The organism is Capnocytophaga bilenii, from assembly GCF_017565765.1.
In the GTDB taxonomy this organism is placed as follows: Bacteria; Bacteroidota; Bacteroidia; order Flavobacteriales; family Flavobacteriaceae; genus Capnocytophaga; species Capnocytophaga bilenii.
On record NZ_JAGDYP010000001.1, the window covers coordinates 444,789 to 463,971 of the forward strand.

The following is a 19,183-nucleotide window of genomic DNA, read 5'->3' on the forward strand; positions in this document are numbered from 1 at the left end:
CAACAATTAGACCTTGTAAGTGGCATTTATTCGTATGCTGACTACTTGCTTTGATAACCTATTAAAATAATAATGAAAAAGATACTCCTTGCCTCAGGCTCACCGCGCCGTCAGCAGTTCTTGAAAGAATTAGATATTCCCTATGAGGTGGTACTCAAACCTGTAGAAGAAACTTATCCCACGCACTTGCAGCGGGAACAAATTACAGATTATTTGGCTCAGCTAAAAGCTACACCCTTTGCAGGAAATATTCCTGCAGATTGTGTGCTCCTAACTTCCGACACTATCGTCTGGCACGAGGGCAAAGCTCTTGGCAAGCCCAAAGATGCTGCTGATGCCTTTGCGATGTTGCATTCGCTCTCAGGTAAGACCCACGAGGTGATTACCTCGGTGTGTTTTACTACCAATGATGCTCAAGGTACGCATCACTGCGTTACAAAAGTAACTTTTAGAGAGCTTACCGATAAGGAAATAACGCACTATATTGAAAAATATAAGCCTTTTGACAAAGCAGGCGCTTACGGCATTCAAGAATGGATAGGACATATAGGGGTAACCTCTATTGAGGGCTCTTATAACAACGTAATGGGACTGCCTACGCACCTGATTTGTCAATTAATTAATTAATAAATATGAAAAATCTCCTTTTCATACTCCTATTTCCATTAGTCTTGCAAGCACAAGCATTGGTAGAGAAAACTCCCCCTGAGTATATCAAGACAATTATCTTTAAAGCCGATGCTAATGATAAGAATCAATTCCCTATTGTGCGCCGTAATGAGTCGTTTAGCCTGCAATTTGACGATATTATAGGCAACGAAGAAACTTATTACTACCAGCTTACGCATTGCAACGCCGATTGGACTCCTTCACAATTGCTAAAAAGTGAGTACCTAAAAGGTATTGACGGGCAGCCCATTCAGCCTGAAGCCAACTCATATGGCACATTACAAACTTACTCGCATTATAGGGTTACTTTTCCGAACGAACTTACCCAGCCTACACTTTCGGGCAACTATATGCTTTCTATTACCGATAGTTATGGAACGGAGCTCTTTTCACGGCGTTTTATCCTCTATACGCCTTTGGTAGCCGTACCTACCGAAGTGAAACGAGCACGAGATATGAAGTATTACGATACTAGTCAAGTAGTGCAATTTAGTATTCGGCAGCGCGATTTGAGGTTAGAGAATCCACAAGAAGCTGTAAAGGTAGCTATATTGCAGAACTTCCGCTGGGATAGAGCTATTACGGGTGTAAAACCTCAGTATGTAATAGGTAATGATTTGGTGTATAAATACGACCGCGAAACCTCTTTTGAGGGGGGCAATGAATATTATTATTTTGATAGTAAAGACCTGCAAGTAGCAGCTCAAGGGGTAGTTCGGCTACAACGCAACAAGTTGATAAATAGTTTTCTAACAGTCAATACGCCTCGCGCAAACCATCTCTACACATATTACCCCGATATCAATGGTGATTTTCTCATAAAAACCCTCCACGGTGCAAATTACGCTACAGAAGCAGATTATACGTGGGTGCATTTTGCCTTACAAGGCACTTCGGAGTTGTGGAATAAAGAAGTGTATGTATATGGTAAATTCTCCAATTACGAACTCCTAAACGACTATAAACTTACCTATGACCCCGATGACGGACTTTTCAAAGGGAAGGTATTGCTAAAACAAGGTTTTTATAATTATAAATTTGCTACCAAACAAGGCAACAAAGTTGATTATGACGAAATAGGTGGTAATTTCTACCAAACAGAGAATACCTATTTAGTAATAGTGTATTATAGGCAACCGGGCAACTTATATGATGAGGTTATAGGTATAGGAGCTGCCTCTGTAGCTCAATAATGATACCTATTACCCCATAATTTTTTCAGATATTCCCGCAGTGCCTGCTCACGGGGGTTGTTCCCAGGTTGATAAAACACCTCTCCTTGTAAATCATCGGGCAGGTAATCCTGAAAAGCAAAGTTTTGGTCGTAATCGTGAGCATATAGGTAATCTTTGCCATAGCCCAATTCTTTCATCAACTTAGTAGGAGCGTTGCGCAAATGAATAGGCACAGGCAAATCTCCTGTCTGTTTCACAACCTGCTGTGCCTTGCCAATCGCCTTGTATGAGGCATTGCTCTTAGGTGATGACGCCAAATAAATAGCACATTGGCTCAAGATGATACGAGCTTCAGGATAACCTATCGTAGTTACTGCCTGAAAAGTGTTGTTAGCCAATATCATTGCTGTAGGGTTCGCATTCCCAATATCTTCGGAAGCTAGTATAAGCATACGCCGTGCTATAAACTTCACATCTTCACCGCCCTCAATCATTCGGGCAAGCCAATACACAGCCCCGTTGGGGTCGCTACCCCTGATAGATTTTATAAATGCTGAAATGATATCGTAATGTTGCTCACCCGTTTTATCGTAAAGCACTGTGTTTTTTTGAACCAAATGCAGCACACTATCATTGGTAATCACTACAGGTTCTCCTATGGGGGTAGCATTCACAATAAGCTCAAAAGTATTCAGCAGTTTGCGCCCATCGCCCCCCGATAGCCGTAAAAGAGCCTCTGTTTCTTTCAGTACAATTTCTCTTTTTTTCAGCAGCTCGTCATTGGCAATGGCGTTGTGCAATAGGAGTTCCAAGTCTTTACGTTCAAAGGCATTGAGTACATACACTTGGCAGCGCGATAATAGTGCCGGTATCACCTCAAAGCTTGGGTTTTCAGTAGTAGCACCTATTAGCGTAATCCAACCCTTCTCTACCGCCTGCAACAGCGAGTCTTGCTGGGTTTTATTAAAGCGGTGTATCTCGTCTATAAACACAATGGCATTTTGGTGAGTAAACAATCCACCTCCTTGTTTGCTTTGGTCTATCACCTCGCGTACCTCTTTAATGCCCGAGCTAATGGCACTCAAGGTAAAAAAACGCCTATTGCTTTGCTGGGCAATAATATTGGCAAGCGTAGTTTTACCCGTACCAGGAGGTCCCCAGAAAATAAGTGAAGGTAAAAATCCACTCTCTATCTGCTGTCGCAAAGCCCCTTGTGCGCCTACCAAATGCTCTTGCCCCACATATTGCGCAAGCGTTGTAGGGCGCATACGTTCTGCTAACGGAATAAACATCTTTATAGTCTCACTTTATAAACTTACAAAAAAAACCGCTTTTAGCGGTTCTTTTATAGTTCAGTATTTTGTAATTTCTTAAAACTTATAAGCTATTTTGATACCCAAATTAGGTTCTACAGCCCAAAACTTAGAATCTCCATTTACCTCTTTACCAAAGTTACGCGCAATATTAGCATAAGGAGCTATCACAAAAGTATCGTTGTAGTTAAATTGATAACCAGCCCCCAAGCCCACTATAAACGAGTTCATATTCACCTTAGTAACTTCATCGGCATAGGTAAATTTACCAAAACGGGTTTTTATAAATGGATTGATGTAAGGGCCTGAATTACCATCAAGGTCAAAATAGTAGTTATAGCCCAGCTTGAAGCTAGTACAGTTATATTTTTCACCACTTTTCTTAAAAAAGAAAGAATATTGGTCGTTTATGAACAATTCACCTTCTATTGATTGGTTGAATGCTACATAGTGCTCATACCCCAATTCTACTGATGAGAGCCAAATTACATTCAAAATGTTCAAATTCACTTGATGTTTAGGATAATCATCTTGTGCAAAGGTTTTTGCTGAAAAAACCAATAATATTACAGCTAAAACAATTTTTTTCATTCTATTATAAGTTTAAATTTACCGCAAAGGTATAAAATAAATCATTACTACCAAATTTAATTGTCAATTTTAACATAAATATAATAATAAAAGTCCGCTCTTATAGAAACGGACTTCACTATTTAAAACTAACTAAATTCACTTATGGAGCGTAATAACAACTTAAAAAACACTAAAAAAGATACCTCCACAGTGAATACAAACGAAATATAAAAACACTGCTAAATATATTTCATCATACTAACAACACGGCAAAGATATATATTATTTTGAATATATACAAATAAAGTATAGAATAATTTTAAATTATTTTTCTATCCAAGAGGCATATTTCACGTAATTAGTTGAAGTTCTTGCTATTAACGCTCTTTGTTCCTCAGTAATATTTTTAATCTTTTTAGCAGGAACGCCTGCGTATAGGCTACCTTTTTCTATATGTGTATTCGGAGGCACTACCGCACCCGCTGCCACGATGCTATCACTTTCCACCACACAGCCGTCCATTACAATGCTGCCCATACCTATTAGCACATTGTCTTCAATAGTACAACCGTGTACAATAGCATTATGTCCTATCGATACATTATTACCTATTGTAGTAGCGTGTGTTTGGTAAGTAGCGTGAATCACCACACCATCTTGTATATTAGTATAATTACCTATCCTGATGCTATTCACATCACCACGAATAACCGCATTATACCATACAGTGCAATGGTCGCCAAGCACTACATCTCCTGTAAGCGTAGCATTTTCTGCAAAAAAACAACCCTCACCATAAGCAGGCTGCTTCCCATTTACTTTTTTTACTAACACCTTATTAAATTTTGATTTGTGAGTTTTGAATTATGTAATGTTAGTCATTTTAGTCACTATATTGCAATAGCTACTAATGATAAATGACTAATGCCTAATTAATATGCTTCAGTTTATCAATAATTTCTTGTAGTCCGTTTGTTTTTATCTCGAAGGTAGTAGCCAATAGCATTCCCAATTTCCCTTTAGGAAAGCCCTGCGAGCTAAACCATTCAAGGTAAGACACCGGCAAATCAGCAATCATAGTGCCCTCATATTTACCAAAGGGCATTGGGGTTGTAATAATTTCTTTAAGTATTTCGGGGTTCATTTAATTTGCTTAAAAATGATTATTATACAATGCTTTTAACTTTACCAAAATGTATTTTACTAATTAGCACTGCTAATAGGCTCTTCAAAAAATCCTTCAGGAAAACGTATTTTCTTCAGTACTTTATTAGCTCGTTCTAACTTTTTAGAAAAATATACCCGCGTATTATCTAATATAGGTGTATCACTATATCTTATTCTGATGTTGTATTTTTCTAAATACTCTTTTTCTTTAGCTTTTTTTTCTTGTGCTGTCATATGATTGTTGCTTTTTACGATGAACTAAAAAACCTATATAATTACCATTAGGGTCAAAGGGTTCCATAACTTCTTCAGAAACTAAACCATAAATATAAAAATCTTCTAAGGCTTGTTTTAAGAACTTTGTAATTCCTTTTCTATAAAGCCTATTTCTTGATGGAGTACTACCTTCAGCATATATGTAAGCATCAGGATTTTCATCTGTAAAAAGGTAAACAATAGCAACTACTGTTGCTAATACTTTCTCACTATCTCCATTATCAGACACTATAGTATCATCTAATAATTCTCCAGTTTCGTTATCTTTATCCCCAAAGCCTAAGTTGAAAAAACCTTTAGCTTCAGTCTCTTGAAAAATTACTATTTTATAGATTTTTCCTCTTTTCCCTTCACTTATAAATTGATATGTATAAGGTGTTTCATCTTGGGTTATATCGTATTGTGGTAGCTTCATCTTCACAGAGTCTTATTTCCCTACTTTCACTCGCTTTTTCTCCTCATTGCGTTCTATTTTATGAGTAGGGCGCGTCCATTTAGGATTTTCACCTAATGAGTGGTATTGCGAATCAGCAGCTTCTACGGTAGCAGGTTGTGGGTGTGTTTCAAATGGTTTCTGAATACGTATCCCCAGCTCGTTAAGCATACGCATATCCTCATTAATATCAGGATTAGGAGTGGTAAGCAGCTTGTCGCCCGCAAAAATAGAGTTAGCCCCTGCAAAAAAGCACAAAGCCTGTCCCTCTTGGCTCATTTGAGTACGTCCTGCCGATAGGCGTACTTGCGAACGAGGCATTACAATACGTGCCGTAGCCACCATACGCACCATTTCCCATATAGCCACAGGCTCAGCATCTTCTAAAGGCGTACCCTCCACAGGCACCAAAGCATTGATAGGCACCGATTCAGGTTGCGGATTCAGCGTAGAAAGAGCCACCAGCATATTAGCGCGGTCTTCAAGAGCCTCACCCATACCTATAATACCACCACTACACACTGTAATATTCGTTTTGCGTACATTCTCTATCGTCTGCAACCTATCCTGATAACTGCGAGTAGAAATAATTTCTTTGTAATAATCTTCCGAAGTATCAAGATTGTGGTTATAAGCGTATAAGCCCGCTTCAGCCAAGCGTTGTGCCTGATTTTCAGTAATCATACCCAAGGTACAACACACCTCCATATCCAGTTTGTTGATAGTACGCACCATCTCCAAAACTTGTTCAAATTCAGGACCATCTTTCACATTACGCCACGCAGCACCCATACACACACGCGATGCCCCCGCCGATTTTGCGCGCAAAGTTTGTGCCTTTACCTGCGAAACGCTCATCATATCAGCATTTTCTATCTTCACTTCGGTCTCATAACGCGCCGACTGTGGACAGTAAGCACAGTCTTCAGAACAGCCTCCTGTTTTTATTGATAGCAAACTCGATACTTGCACCGAGTTTGGGTCGTGATATTTTCTGTGCACTGTCGCTGCTTCGTATAGCAGTTCCATTAGGGGTTTGTTATAAATAGCAATAATTTCTTCCGTTGTCCAATTATGGCGAGTGCCATCGTTATTACTACATTGGCAATTGTGATCACACATATCTCTTCTATTATTAGTCTTTTAATATTGATAATATTTTATCTACTTGTTCCTCTATTGTTAAGTGCGTGTTGTCTATAGTAATGGCATCATTAGCCTTGCGCAATGGCGATTCTTTACGAGTAGTATCCACGTGGTCGCGGTGTTTGATGTTTGCCAAAACCTCCTCAAAAGATACTTTTTCACCTTTCGCTTGCAATTCTTTAAAGCGGCGTTGTGCACGTACCTCTTCAGAGGCTGTCATAAATATCTTTAGTTCGGCTTCAGGAAATACAACAGTTCCTATATCGCGCCCGTCCATTACCACGCCTTTTTCTTCGCCCATTTTGCGTTGTAAGTTCACCAAAAAAGTCCGCACTTCAGGTTGTTTAGCAATTTCGCTCACCCAGTTTGCCACATCTATACTGCGGATATTATCCTCAATATTCTTACCGTCCAAGTAAAGTTCCGAGAAGCCCAAAGCAGGGTTATATACAAAATTGAATTTGCTGTGTCGCAAAGCCTTCATCAGAGGTTTTATTTCTACTCCTTGGGTAGAAACGAGTCCCTTTTCCAGCGCCAAGTAAGTAACGCCGCGATACATAGCCCCTGTATCAATATACACATAGCCTAAAGCTTTGGCTACCGCTTTGGCAGTAGTACTTTTTCCTGTTGATGAATAGCCATCAACTGCTATAATGATTTTTTTCATTATTTTTTAGTTTTTAGTTGTTATAGTATCGTTCTTAGTTGTCGTATCGGTAATCTCTGTAGGAGTACGCATTTTGTGCGATAGGTATCTACCCATATAATTTGCCAATAAGCTAAATACAATAACCGCAAATACGATGATACTCCAGCCTATCACTTTCTGTATCCGCTTATTGCGCCCCATTATTTCTTTTTTTATAGGAGAATCCATAAATCACAAAAGTAATATTCACATTGCAAAGGTACGAAATAATTTTTAATGTTTAGTGTTTAATGATTAATTTTTAGCTGTTACCCCCATTTGCCCCAATTCAAAATTCAAAATTCATACATTGATAATTAGTGTTTTTTATTCACATTGTAGGGGCGATTGGCAAATCGCCCTCACAAAGCAATTTTTTTGCGCACCCACCCTAATTCAAAATTCAAAATTCATACGTTGATAATTAGTATTTTTTATTCACATTGTAGGGGCGATTGGCAAATCGCCCTCACAAAACAATTGGCAAATCGCCCTCACAAAACATTTTTTTTGCGCCCCCCTAATTCAAAATTCATAATTCAAAATTCATAATTCACTAAAAATTCGTTTTAACAAATAAAAACCAAAAAACAATAATCAATTTTACTGATACCGTAATTATAAGAAACTATATTGCTGATAATTTAATAAAATCTCAATTTTAAAGATTTTTTTCATTTGTAAACTGAAAATGTGATGAAAAAAAGTTGTTAAATTATTTGGAAGTTTAGAAAAATCATTATATTTTTGTCCCGAGTTATTAAAATAATTAGCTATGATAAACACTAAAAAAATCTGCTTTGCACTATTTTTACTATATATAGTGCCTTTCGCATTGCAAGCGCAAGAACGCGAAATCACGGGTACAGTACGTGATGCCAACGGATTAGAAATGCTTGGTGTAGCCGTAACGGTAAAAGGAGAACAAAAGGGTACTCAAACCGACTTTGATGGAAAATACCACATCAAAACCGAAAAGGGTAAAACCCTTGAATTTAGCTTCCTCGGTATGAAAACCAAAACCTTTGTGGTAGGAGGCAACAATCGTATCGATGTCGTACTCGAAGAAGAAACTCACGATTTAGAAGAAGTAGTAGTTACAGGCGTGGGCGTAGCTACCGATAAACGAAAAGTTGCTATCTCGGTAGATGCCGTCTCAGAGCAATCGCTCAAAAAAATACCCGTTAAAAGCATAGACGATGCTTTAGGCGGAAAAATAGCTGGAGCTCAAATACAATCTATGTCAGGACAACCAGGGCAGCAAGCTAATATCATCTTGCGAGGTATCAACTCCTTAGGTAGCACACAACCAATGATAATGGTAGATGGTGTGCAGGTAAACGCTACCAATGCAAGCGTAGGATTTGATAGTAGCAACGTTTCCTCTCGTCTTTCCGATTTAGACCTCTCCAATGTAGAACGCGTAGAGGTTATACAAGGTGCTGCCGCAGCTACTATCTACGGGGCTCAGGGTGCCAATGGCGTTATACAAATATTCACCAAGCGAGGCAAAAAAGGACAGCGCACCGAGTTTTCTTATAACTCATCGCTCAGCCTTGATAATGCCCTTAGTGGAAACCTAGCCTATGCAAAATACCACTACTACAAAACCGATACCGAAGGCTATATAGTAGATGGTAACAACCGCCCCATAAAAGTAGACCCCACTACCGGATATTGGACACTCCCCGATGAAACGGTAGATGGCAATACCATACTAAACAAACCTTACAAAGAAAAAACTTACGACCATCTCAAACAGTTTTACAAAACTGCCTACACCTATCAGCAATCACTCAATATTACAGGGGCTACAGGCAATGTAGATTACGCCGTGGGTGCTACCTTGTTCAACCAGAGCAGTACCACCTTTGGGCGCTATCTAAAGAAGAATTTCAACGCCAACTTTGGAGTAGAGCTCTTCAAGAATTTCACCCTGCGTTCAGGCACTCAGCTCATTACCAGCAACAACACCGCCAGCGATGTAAACGGGCGCGATACTACCTATGGCTCGTCCAATGTATACAGAGCTTTCCCCTTTGTCGATATCAATTACATCACCACTGCAGGCACGCCCTTTGTCAATTTTCACCCAGGCGAAAACTCAGTAATGCCTGCCTATATGTATCACTTCCGCACAAGCAATTCCGATGTAAATCGTGTAATACAAACCATTAGTGCCAATTACAAGCTATCACAGCATATAGATTTAGATTACAAGTATGGCTTAGACCATACCCGCTATGAAAATCGGGACTTCATCAAAAACCAAACCAAAACCACTACACCCAGCAAAGGTATAACCCCTTTTGTAGGGCAACTTAGTGTATCACAAACACGCACTACCTTCCAAAACTCTTTGCTTAACTTATTTGCACGTTTTGATTTTGAAAAAGATTTTAAGTGGAACTTCCCCCTGCAATCCACCACACAGCTGTCGTATGATTGGCGCAAAACTACCGATTATTTGCACCAAAGCGTAGGTACAGGCTATGGGCAAGAACCTCCTTTCACCATTAGTAATGCCAACTCTGCTACCTCCGAAGATTATACCCAAGAGTTCGTTACCTTTGGCTGGCTGGTAAACCAAAAGTTTGATTATAGTAACCTATTCGGTTTCTCAGTAGGGGTACGTTCAGATTACTCATCAGCTTTTGGTAAAGGAGGAAAACCATTTACCTTCCCTCGTGGCGATGCCTATTTTCGCCTTTCCGAATTTATCAAAAACGACCGTATTTACGACCTCAAATTGCGCGCTGCTTATGGCGAAGCTGGTATTCAGCCCAATGCTTACGACCGCTTGCTAAGCCTCTCTAATGCCAAATTTGGCACGCGTGGATATTACTACTTGCCTACTACTGCTCGCAATCCCGAATTAGGCGTAGAAAAAACACGAGAATTTGAGGTAGGGCTAGATTATACCTTCCGCTTGGGCGAACATTGGTTCCATCGTATAGGAGGTACAGCTGCCTATTGGGCTCGCAAGTCGCAAGGCTCTATTTACGATATCAGCACTCCCCCTTCTTTGGGTGCTAACAAAATTAAAGACAACGCTATTAGCCTCTCCAGCAATGGACTGCAACTATCGTTAGACCTCAACGTATTTAGCAACGACCAAATAGATTGGAACTTCGCTACCCGTTTCAGCAAAGGAAAAACTATGGTAGATGAAATCTCAAACCACAAAACCATAGTAGTAGGAGCAGCAGGCTCTGGGCAAACCTCTATCAAAGAAGGAGAACCTGTAGGCGCATTCTATGGCTTCAAACCGCTTACCTCGCTCACTCAAACCAATTCCAAAGGAGTGCGATATATTGCTGATGCCGACCTCAATAAATACGAAATCGTCAATGGTTACGTAGTCAATAAAACCGATAAAACCGTAATGTTCACTACCGAACAAGAACGCATCGGCGATGCTACCCCAGATTTTACAATGTCGTTTTTCAACGATATTACCCTTTATAAAAAACTAACACTATCGGTACAGGTAGATTGGACACAAGGCGGAAATATATACAATGCCAGCAAACAGTGGATATATAACGACAAAATACACGCCGATTTTGAAAAACCTGTTACCATAGGCGGGCAAACAGCTCCTTTTGTAGCGTATCACCATAGTTTTTACCAAACGGCTCGCAGCAATGCCTACTTTGTAGAAGATGGTACTTATGTGCGATTGCGCAACGTTTCGCTAAGCTATGATATGGGTAAAATATTAGAAGATACTTTTATAAAAGGGCTCACCATTACCGCTTCGGCTCGCAACTTGCTCACTTTTACTAACTATTCAGGTGTCGACCCCGAAGCGGTGGGTACCAATGTGAATAACCCGCTCTATCGCGGTATCGACCTTTGGACATTCCCCAATACTCGTAGCTATACTATGGCACTCGCTATCAGATTCTAACCCCATTAAAATAATACAACAATGAAAAGATTATATATACTCACAGTATTGTCTCTATGGCTCACCAGCTGTAGCAAAGACAGCTTAAACCTTGAAAATCCCAACGAAAAAGGCTTAGAAACCCTTAAAACCGAAGAAGGTATCGAAAAATTTACCATAGGCACTTACGAGCCCTTGCGTTATCGCTACAGGGTGAGCAACTACACTTGGGCTGCCCTCACTCTGCACAACCTTATGGGCGATGCTACTTCGGCTTTTGCAGGCAATTTAGGCTTCAGAGCAGGAAATACTCCATACACTATCACACGCCCCAATGGAACAGTGGTACCCTCTACATTGGGGGCTTCTCAAGCTACTATTTTTGAAATTGACAATACCCGCGATAAAGGTGAAGATAATGGTATGCACAACGAATGGAGCGCTCTTTATGGGCTTATTGGGCATTGCAATGTAGCGCTACAGCTGCTCAATAACAACGAAGTAGCTTTTCAAGGTGCTGATGCCAATACCAAGCTGAAAACCTACAAAGCGTGGTACTTGTGGTGGAAGGGCTTCGCTTATTCGCGATTAGGTTCTCTCTATAGCAAAGCCGTGATTACAAACCAATACAACCAACTCAGCAATAACTATCAGCCTCGTGAAAACGTCATTGCCGAAGCTACTCGCCTTTTTACCGAAGCTCAAAACATTCTTAGCACCATTAGCGAAAGTGATGCTACTTATATAGAGCTCTTCAAACTCTTTGTCCCTTCGCACTTTCAAGTAGGCAAAGGGGGCGTACTAAGTCCGCAAACGTTTATTAGGCAAATAAATACCTATAAGGCACGTAATATCTTGGTAAATAAATACGCTACCGACCTTACTGCTGCCGACCTTGCCGAAATAGAACAATTGTGCAACAATGGTATTCAGGCAAGCGACGTCATCTTTACAATGCGTGCCCATCCCGATGCTTCACTGTGCTTTGTAGCTACCGACTATTGGTCGCCTTCTATGATGACTACCACTTGGGAATACCCCTCAGAACGCTGGGTTCAGGACTTTAAGGCTGGCGACAACCGCTTTACGCGCAATCTCCACCGCCGCTCCGAGCCTTATTTCAACCCTCGTGGGCGCGGACTATCATTAGGCACTCGTTATGAATTTGTAGATGGTGCCGATTATGCAAGTTCTACCCCTGGGCAAGCCGAAATGCCTTTTGCTTGTACCTATGAAGAAAACCAATTGATGCTTGCCGAAGTGAAAATACGACAAGGCAATACCGATGCTGGTTTGGCTCATATAGATGCCGTACGCAATTACCAAAATGCACAATTGGTTGCGGTAGCTGGTACAGGACTGTCTCAAGCGCAAGCATTAGAAGAGTTACGCCGTGAGCGCCGCATAGGGCTATTCCTTAAAGGTACTCCTTTTTACGATGCACGCCGCTGGGGGCTGCTAAAGCCTTTGGCACAAGGCGGGGGCAGGCATAATGCCATTGTATTAGTAGAGGCTGATGGTACCGTAGAACCCTGCACTATCGATTATCAGTACAAAGAATGGTTTGATGTACCGGCTTCTGAAACCGACTTCAACCCTCTGCGCTAAGTTCAACCCTCTCGGCATAACATAAATACAACCAATCCCTCTAAAATTAATCATTAATTATTGGCTATTAATCATTATTTTGTACCTTTGTGCTTTCAATATCAAAATAAATGGAACATTTAAGAAAAATAATAGAAACAGCGTGGGACGATCGGTCGCTTTTGCGTGAGGAAGAAGTGCAACTTGCCATACGCGAGGTAATTCACCTTTTAGATTTAGGTCAGGTGAGGGTGGCAACACCTACTAGTAAGGGCTGGCAGGTCAACGAATGGGTAAAGAAAGCTGTTGTGCTTTACTTCCCCATACAAAGTATGAAAATAGCCGAGGTGGGTATCTTTGAATATCACGACAAAATACCTTTGAAACACGATTACGATGAAAAAGGCGTGCGTGTAGTGCCTCCTGCTGTGGCAAGGCGTGGTGCTTATATCGCTAAAGGCGTAATCCTGATGCCAAGCTATGTGAATATAGGAGCTTATGTAGATGAAGGCACAATGGTAGATACGTGGGCTACGGTAGGTAGCTGTGCCCAAATAGGTAAACATGTGCATTTAAGCGGTGGCGTAGGTATTGGAGGCGTGTTAGAACCCTTGCAAGCTGCCCCTGTAATTATTGAAGACGGAGCTTTTATTGGCTCTCGTTGCATAGTGGTAGAAGGAGTGCGTGTAGGCAAAGAAGCAGTATTAGGAGCTAATGTAGTGCTAACGGCTTCTACCAAAATCATTGATGTTACAGGCACTGAGCCTAAAGAGCTAAAGGGCTATGTACCAGAACGCTCGGTAGTAATCCCCGGCAGTTATACCAAAGAGTTTCCCGCAGGAGCATACCAAGTGCCTTGTGCGCTTATCATTGGGCAACGAAAGGAGTCAACCGATAAGAAAACATCGCTCAATGACGCACTTCGCGAGTATAACGTATCGGTGTAAATTGTGATTTTTGAATTATGAAAAGAGGCTGTCCAGAAAGTTAAGGACAGCCTCTTTTTTTATCTAAGAATAAGTGTTACTAAGTCTTTCAGCAGGTCGGCTTGGGAGGCATTAGCAGTGCCCACCCCTTTGCTTTTCACATCAATAGTGCGCAAGCCGTTGATGATAGCACTTACTTTTTTCATTGGGTACAGCTGCGCCGCAGTGCGGTATTCTTTTATAAAAAAAGCGTTTTCTTTTAGAGCAGTAGCGGCAGCCTTATCACTTTGGTCGGTAAGACCGTGAAAAGCCAATAGTTTTTGGAAGAAAGTATATAGTACCGATAAGGTTACCACAATAGGGTTATCAGTAGGATTATCGCCAAAGTGCTTGATGATGCGCATCACCTTGATTTCATCTTTGGTAGCAAAAGCACTTTTTAGTTCGTAATTATTAAAATCTTTGCTGATACCTATATTTTGCTCAATCACTTCAGGAGTAATTTCGCTATTTTTAGCAATGATGAGTGCCAGCTTGTCTATTTCGTTTTGTATGCGGCTCAGGTCGTTACCCAAAAAGTCTACCAGCATTTGTATAGCTTTAGGTTGTATCAGCAAGTGTTTTTTCTTCACTACATCAGGAAGCCAAGAAGCGATTTGGTATTCTTTTAGCTTGTCGCTCACCAGCACACAAGCCTTGTGTTTTTCCAATGTTTTGGTTAGTTTTTTGCGAGCGTCCAATTTTTCGTATTTATAACAGAAAACCAATACTGTAGAAGGAGTAGGGTTTTCTACATAAGGTACCAATTGGTCTATAGTAGCCTTTAGTTTTTGAGCTTCTTTTATGATAATTACTTGTCGTTCCGACATCATTGGGAAACGCCGTGCATAGTCTATAATAGCAGGCACAGTTACATCTTGCCCGTATAGCACCAGCTGGTCAAAACCTTTTTGGTCTTCTTGCAGTAAGTTATTTTCTATATAATCGCTTACGATGTCTATAAAATAAGGTTCTTCCCCCATTAGGAAGTAGATAGGGGCTATTTCACCTTTCTTGATGGCAGCTATAATTTTTTTAACTTCTTCTTTCATAGTGCAAAAATAATAAAAAAATACTATTTTTGCACCTATGAACGCATTAAATTTTAAAACCTACGATTTCTGTTTCAGAAAGCAAGCAGGCAAAATAGAGATTTACGATATTATCAGGCATAAATATGTAGTGTTGCAACCCGAAGAATGGGTACGGCAGCACGTGGTGCGCTTTCTTATCAACGAGAAAGGATACCCACAAGCACTTATCAATGTAGAAAAAGAACTCCTGCTCAACGGACTTACCAAGCGTTATGATGTAGTAGTATTTGCCACCGATGGCAGTATAGAAGTGGTGGTAGAGTGCAAAGCACCTACGGTAGCCATTACTCAAGAAGTATTCGACCAAATCGCACGTTACAACCTCAGTCTTAAGGCACGTTATTTGATGGTTACCAATGGGCTGAATCACTACTATTGCCAAACCGACTATCAGGCGCAATGCTATGTATTTTTACCCGATTTGCCATCTTATCATTGTACTGCTCAGCCAAGCGGTCTTTAAATTCCTGACTCTGCTCTAAGAGCCAGCGGCTGTAAATCTCTTTCTAAAAAATAATATCATCAATAATATACTTGTCCTTCTTCTTAGCAACTTTTAATTGTATGCTATCATATCTGTTATCATAAAAGTCAAAAAGATACACATTATATCTTTTTGAATTTATTTTCTTTACTTTAAGATAATCTAACCATTTTATTGTATAGTACTGTGCTCTTACAATAGGATCTGCACTTAATTCATCTGAATTTACTTTCCGTATTAATTTACTTGATAGAAACTCCCTTTCTATTTCCCTTAATTCTTCTTCGCAAAACTCCCTGTTATCAAGACAAGGCATTTTATCTTGTTGCCTGATGTACTTATCATAAAATTCTAAAATCATTTTTGTAGCTTCATCAGTTTCTTCTTTAGGAGCTTGAATTGGTGCAATTGTATCCTTATTTACTATTGTATCTCTTTTGATAGAGGAAATAGTATCTCTAATATCATCAGAAGATGATACTTGGGTATTGTTATTGTTACAAGAAAATAACAATAAACACGCTGAAATAAAATAATAAATCTTTACCATCTGAATATTTTAAAATATAATATCATCAATAATATACTTATCCTTCTTCTTAGCTACTTTTAATTGTACGCTATCATATCTATTAAAAAAGAAATCAAAAATATAAACATTATATCTTTCTGAACTTATTTTCTTTACTTTAAGAGAGTCTAACCATTTTAGGTTGATATCTTGGGCATTTAGAATAAAATCCATATCTCTATCTTCAGTAGGTTTTATTTTTTTTATCAATTTATTTGATAAATAATTTTTCTTAATTCTTATCAATTCATCTTCACATTTTTTTTCTTCTTCATATAAATCAGAGCACGGTATTTTATCTCGTTGCCTGATGTACTTATCATAAAATTCCAAAATCATTTTTGTAGCTTCATCAGTTTCTTCTTTAGGAACTTGAATTGGTGCAATTGTATCTTTTTCTACTATGGTATCTCTTTTGATAGAGGAAATAGTATCTGTAGTATCATCAGAAGATGATACTTGGGTATTGTTATTGTTACAAGAAAATAACAATAAACACGCTGAAATAAAATAATAAATCTTTACCATCTGAATATTTTAAAATTAACTTCTCTTTTTTCTTCTTTTCTCTTTTTATAATCATTTTCATAAGCAGTACCAGGCCAGAAACGTCTTTGCACAAAATCTGACACCCACTTCTCTCCATTGTACATTTGGATATGCCCAGCAGGTTGTAAGCCATAGTTAAGGTCTATGGTTTGTAAGGCTATGGCATCTCTAACGCTATCGGTAACAAAGTTCTGCACAGCAATAAAATGGCTGCTGCTTAGCTTCATTCCGTCTATCCAATTCACAGGATAATGGGTGAGTAGGTTGTTCATTGTTCTATCTTGTTAATTTTGTTTTGCAAAGGTAAGGGTTTTTATAGAAATGTAGATTCTATTTTTTTTAGAACATAACTGAGATATAAATCATGGTATCCACTCTGCTTTTACTTTTCTCACACTATTACTCTTTAAAGAATCTATTAAAATAAAAGTCGTATCTCTATCCTTTCTATATAACTTTCTATATAAAATACCTTTTTTTTCATTATAATTAAAATAAAAAGTATCTTGAGTTTCTGGATAATACATCATTTGTAAGTGATAGATTAAAAGAGAATCTTGTTGGGAAACCCTTTCTATTTTCCACTCAGAGGGTTCCATAACATTCCAACCATCAATAAGCATTGAGTCAGTAAAAATAATTTTAGCCATATCATAATCGTCTTCAAGATATGGGTATATTGAGAGCGTCAATTCTCCATTCTCCTCTTTATCTAAATAATAAAACTTTTTACCTGCAAGAGGGTTGTTTAATACAATATCATCAGATGCTATATTTACTATAGAATCTTTAGCTTGTTCTATTTTATCATTGCTATTAGTGTTTTTGCAAGAGTACATTACCACTAAAAGCAAACTAATAAGCAATAAAGTCTTTTGAATTCTCATATCTATTTCTTCTTATTTTTAGTGTAAACCTATTTCAGGATATGACACATAATTCCCCCCTCCCACACACAACTGCGCACTGCCCCCTCCCTTTTGGGGAGGGGGAACGGGGGTGAGGAGCTCATACCCCTTTCTTGTTTTTAGTGTAAATCTATTTCAGGATATGACAGTTTTTTCATTGCTAATAATATACTATTTTTCTACTTTGGTGTTCGATATATTTGCCATTCGTGTAGGTTTGTTTTAGGGTCCAGTTACCTTGAGTGTCGTACTTGTAGCGGTAGGTAGTTACGGAGGTTGCTGTGGTATTGTCTTCTTTTTTGTAGCTTAATTCTCTGCGACTTATATCGCCTTGTGGGGTGTATTGATAGCGGTATTTTTCAGCTTGATCTAGAGGGAGCTTGGTGTTGTATTCAGTTTCTTCAACTACTTGATTTTTATCGTTGTATTGATATTCTGTTATAAACTGATCGTATCTTATTTCCTTGATTAATTGTCCTTTATCATTGTAGTGATATAGTTTTTCTTCTTCTTTTAGTTGGTTTTTATCGTAGTTAGTAATGCTTTTAATCTGCCTATCGGGGGTGTAGCCTATTTCTAAGCTTAAGGTATTCTTCTCACCAAAAGAACGCAAGCGCTGCAGGTTACCTTTGTCGTCATAATCAATTTTCAGGGAGAAGACCACCTCTTCACCATTATTAAAGAAGACTTCGGTGCAGTATTGTTTACCGTTCTTGGTTTGGTAATTAAAATAAACGATTTCGCCCTCTTGATAGGCAATATGGCTTATTTGTCCGTCATCATTGCGGGTGATGATACGATTTTCAGACAAGAAAAACACATCTAAGCTGCCTTGCAGGCGTGTATCTAAGAAATCTTTAACGTAAGTTTCGTGGTATTCCATCTGGTCTTGGCCTGTGAGGGAATCTTTCGAATAAGTGGGAGGATCCCAGATACATATAGGGAACTGATAGATGAAGGTTTCTTTAGTAAAGAACACATCATTGAAGTGATCTTGGCGGAAGGTAAGACGCCCTAAGGTATCGTACTCTGAGATGATAGGCAAGGTATCATTTCTGTATTGCTGATAAGTGATGAGTTGTTTTACTCTGCCGCGAAGATGTTCTTTTTCCCAATCGGAGAAAGGATTGGAAGGTTCTGGTCTTTGAGAGCAGCTTATCATCAAGCAAGACAGGAAAAGTGCTATTTGTATTTTGGATATGTATTTCATAGAGTGTTTTGCTATGTGCGGCAAAGGTAAGCATTTATTTTGAGAGAAGCCCCTCTTTGCTGTTTTTTATTAGGTCAAACGCATCAAAATTTAAATTAATCATCTGATTATCCCCCGCTGGCGCAAGCTTGCAGCTCGTGCCCAATTCAAAATTCACAATTCTCTCCCCATCCTACTTGTCCCACAATTGCCCGTATGGCTCACACCCCATTGCTCCCATTGCTCCCATTGCTCCCACAATTCAAAATTCAGAATTCAAAATTCATAATTCACAATTCCCCTCGCACTATTTAGAGCATATTATAGGCTTAAAAAACTCTTTTCTCTATGGTGGGTAAAGAAAAATAGTAGGGCAGTTCTTTTGTATTATACTGATTAGTAAGTTGTTGTAATTTTAACAACATATCTGATACATTACCCTTTATAGTGATTTTTAAAATCAGTTGTTACCTCACACTCTCTTAGAAGGTAAGAACGTCCATC

General features: G+C 39.2%; 21 protein-coding genes. 6 read left to right on the forward strand and 15 right to left on the reverse strand.

Translation table 11 applies throughout. From position 1 onward, the window contains the following. Positions 1-72: 72 nt before the first annotated feature. Together J4N46_RS02290 and J4N46_RS02295 are read left to right on the forward strand one after the other, a co-directional pair. Positions 73-627 (forward strand): Maf-like protein, encoded by a 555-nt coding sequence (locus tag J4N46_RS02290; RefSeq protein WP_208057990.1) that lies wholly within the window; start codon positions 73-75, stop codon positions 625-627. A 5-nt stretch (positions 628-632) separates the two neighbouring features. Continuing rightward, complete coding sequence (locus J4N46_RS02295; protein ID WP_208057991.1) at positions 633-1,862, forward strand: type IX secretion system plug protein; 1,230 nt, start codon at positions 633-635, stop codon at positions 1,860-1,862. Here J4N46_RS02295 and J4N46_RS02300 read toward each other — a convergent pair. The 9 genes from J4N46_RS02300 to J4N46_RS02340 all read right to left on the reverse strand — a co-directional run bounded on the left by J4N46_RS02300 (position 1,856) and on the right by J4N46_RS02340 (position 7,629). Continuing rightward, complete coding sequence (locus tag J4N46_RS02300; RefSeq protein WP_208057992.1) at positions 1,856-3,136, reverse strand: replication-associated recombination protein A; 1,281 nt, start codon at positions 3,134-3,136, stop codon at positions 1,856-1,858. The two genes, J4N46_RS02295 and J4N46_RS02300, sit on opposite strands and share 7 nt — an antisense overlap. Before the next feature lie 78 nt (positions 3,137-3,214). Beyond that, positions 3,215-3,748, reverse strand: a complete 534-nt coding sequence (locus tag J4N46_RS02305; protein WP_208057993.1) for a DUF3575 domain-containing protein — start codon at positions 3,746-3,748, stop codon at positions 3,215-3,217. A 306-nt stretch (positions 3,749-4,054) separates the two neighbouring features. Continuing rightward, positions 4,055-4,564, reverse strand: coding sequence for a gamma carbonic anhydrase family protein (locus J4N46_RS02310; RefSeq protein WP_208057994.1), 510 nt, complete (start codon positions 4,562-4,564; stop codon positions 4,055-4,057). Between the two features lie 94 nt (positions 4,565-4,658). Next, on the reverse strand, positions 4,659-4,874 hold the full coding sequence (locus J4N46_RS02315) for a DUF3820 family protein (protein WP_208057995.1): 216 nt from the start codon (positions 4,872-4,874) through the stop codon (positions 4,659-4,661). 59 nt (positions 4,875-4,933) lie between these two features. Beyond that, positions 4,934-5,131, reverse strand: coding sequence for a hypothetical protein (locus tag J4N46_RS02320; RefSeq protein ID WP_208057996.1), 198 nt, complete (start codon positions 5,129-5,131; stop codon positions 4,934-4,936). Beyond that, positions 5,106-5,588 (reverse strand): DUF6934 family protein, encoded by a 483-nt coding sequence (locus J4N46_RS02325; RefSeq protein WP_208057997.1) that lies wholly within the window; start codon positions 5,586-5,588, stop codon positions 5,106-5,108. The genes J4N46_RS02320 and J4N46_RS02325 overlap by 26 nt, the downstream gene beginning before the upstream one ends. 12 nt (positions 5,589-5,600) lie before the next feature. Next, positions 5,601-6,728, reverse strand: a complete 1,128-nt coding sequence (gene bioB, locus J4N46_RS02330; RefSeq protein ID WP_208057998.1) for a biotin synthase BioB — start codon at positions 6,726-6,728, stop codon at positions 5,601-5,603. A gap of 13 nt (positions 6,729-6,741) precedes the next feature. Further along, positions 6,742-7,419 carry a (d)CMP kinase gene (gene cmk / locus J4N46_RS02335; protein WP_208057999.1) on the reverse strand — a complete coding sequence of 226 codons (678 nt, stop codon included), beginning with the start codon at positions 7,417-7,419 and terminating at the stop codon, positions 6,742-6,744. 6 nt (positions 7,420-7,425) lie between these two features. Continuing rightward, positions 7,426-7,629, reverse strand: a complete 204-nt coding sequence (locus tag J4N46_RS02340) for a hypothetical protein (RefSeq protein WP_208058000.1) — start codon at positions 7,627-7,629, stop codon at positions 7,426-7,428. Positions 7,630-8,215: 586 nt separating this feature from the next. Here J4N46_RS02340 and J4N46_RS02345 point away from each other — a divergent pair. The 3 genes from J4N46_RS02345 (at position 8,216) to J4N46_RS02355 (ending at position 13,866) form a co-directional block, all read left to right on the forward strand. Further along, entirely contained in the window at positions 8,216-11,353 is a 3,138-nt protein-coding gene (locus J4N46_RS02345; RefSeq protein WP_208058001.1) for a SusC/RagA family TonB-linked outer membrane protein, read from the forward strand. A 21-nt stretch (positions 11,354-11,374) separates the two neighbouring features. Then, entirely contained in the window at positions 11,375-12,940 is a 1,566-nt protein-coding gene (locus tag J4N46_RS02350) for a RagB/SusD family nutrient uptake outer membrane protein (protein WP_208058002.1), read from the forward strand. Positions 12,941-13,050: 110 nt separating this feature from the next. After that, entirely contained in the window at positions 13,051-13,866 is an 816-nt protein-coding gene (locus tag J4N46_RS02355; protein WP_208058003.1) for a 2,3,4,5-tetrahydropyridine-2,6-dicarboxylate N-succinyltransferase, read from the forward strand. A 59-nt stretch (positions 13,867-13,925) separates the two neighbouring features. Here J4N46_RS02355 and holA read toward each other — a convergent pair whose 3' ends face one another. Continuing rightward, on the reverse strand, positions 13,926-14,936 hold the full coding sequence (holA, locus tag J4N46_RS02360) for a DNA polymerase III subunit delta (RefSeq protein WP_208058004.1): 1,011 nt from the start codon (positions 14,934-14,936) through the stop codon (positions 13,926-13,928). A 37-nt stretch (positions 14,937-14,973) separates the two neighbouring features. Here holA and J4N46_RS02365 point away from each other — a divergent pair, with 37 nt between their 5' ends. Continuing rightward, a complete protein-coding gene (locus tag J4N46_RS02365) occupies positions 14,974-15,441 on the forward strand; it encodes a type I restriction enzyme HsdR N-terminal domain-containing protein (protein WP_208058005.1) in 468 nt (155 codons plus the stop codon). 43 nt (positions 15,442-15,484) lie between these two features. Here J4N46_RS02365 and J4N46_RS02370 read toward each other — a convergent pair whose 3' ends face one another. The 5 genes from J4N46_RS02370 to J4N46_RS02390 form a co-directional block, all read right to left on the reverse strand. Then, positions 15,485-16,012 carry a helix-turn-helix domain-containing protein gene (locus J4N46_RS02370; protein WP_208058006.1) on the reverse strand — a complete coding sequence of 176 codons (528 nt, stop codon included), beginning with the start codon at positions 16,010-16,012 and terminating at the stop codon, positions 15,485-15,487. A 9-nt stretch (positions 16,013-16,021) separates the two neighbouring features. Continuing rightward, the gene (locus J4N46_RS02375) at positions 16,022-16,561 is read right to left on the reverse strand and encodes a hypothetical protein (RefSeq protein WP_009388467.1); all 540 of its coding nucleotides are present in this window, start codon (positions 16,559-16,561) and stop codon (positions 16,022-16,024) included. Continuing rightward, positions 16,555-16,854 (reverse strand): hypothetical protein, encoded by a 300-nt coding sequence (locus tag J4N46_RS02380; RefSeq protein ID WP_208058027.1) that lies wholly within the window; start codon positions 16,852-16,854, stop codon positions 16,555-16,557. Before J4N46_RS02380 ends, J4N46_RS02375 begins: the two co-directional genes overlap by 7 nt. 90 nt (positions 16,855-16,944) lie before the next feature. Further along, positions 16,945-17,469 (reverse strand): hypothetical protein, encoded by a 525-nt coding sequence (locus tag J4N46_RS02385; protein ID WP_208058007.1) that lies wholly within the window; start codon positions 17,467-17,469, stop codon positions 16,945-16,947. Positions 17,470-17,650: 181 nt separating this feature from the next. Continuing rightward, a complete protein-coding gene (locus J4N46_RS02390) occupies positions 17,651-18,700 on the reverse strand; it encodes an RHS repeat domain-containing protein (RefSeq protein WP_208058008.1) in 1,050 nt (349 codons plus the stop codon). Positions 18,701-19,183: the final 483 nt, after the last annotated feature.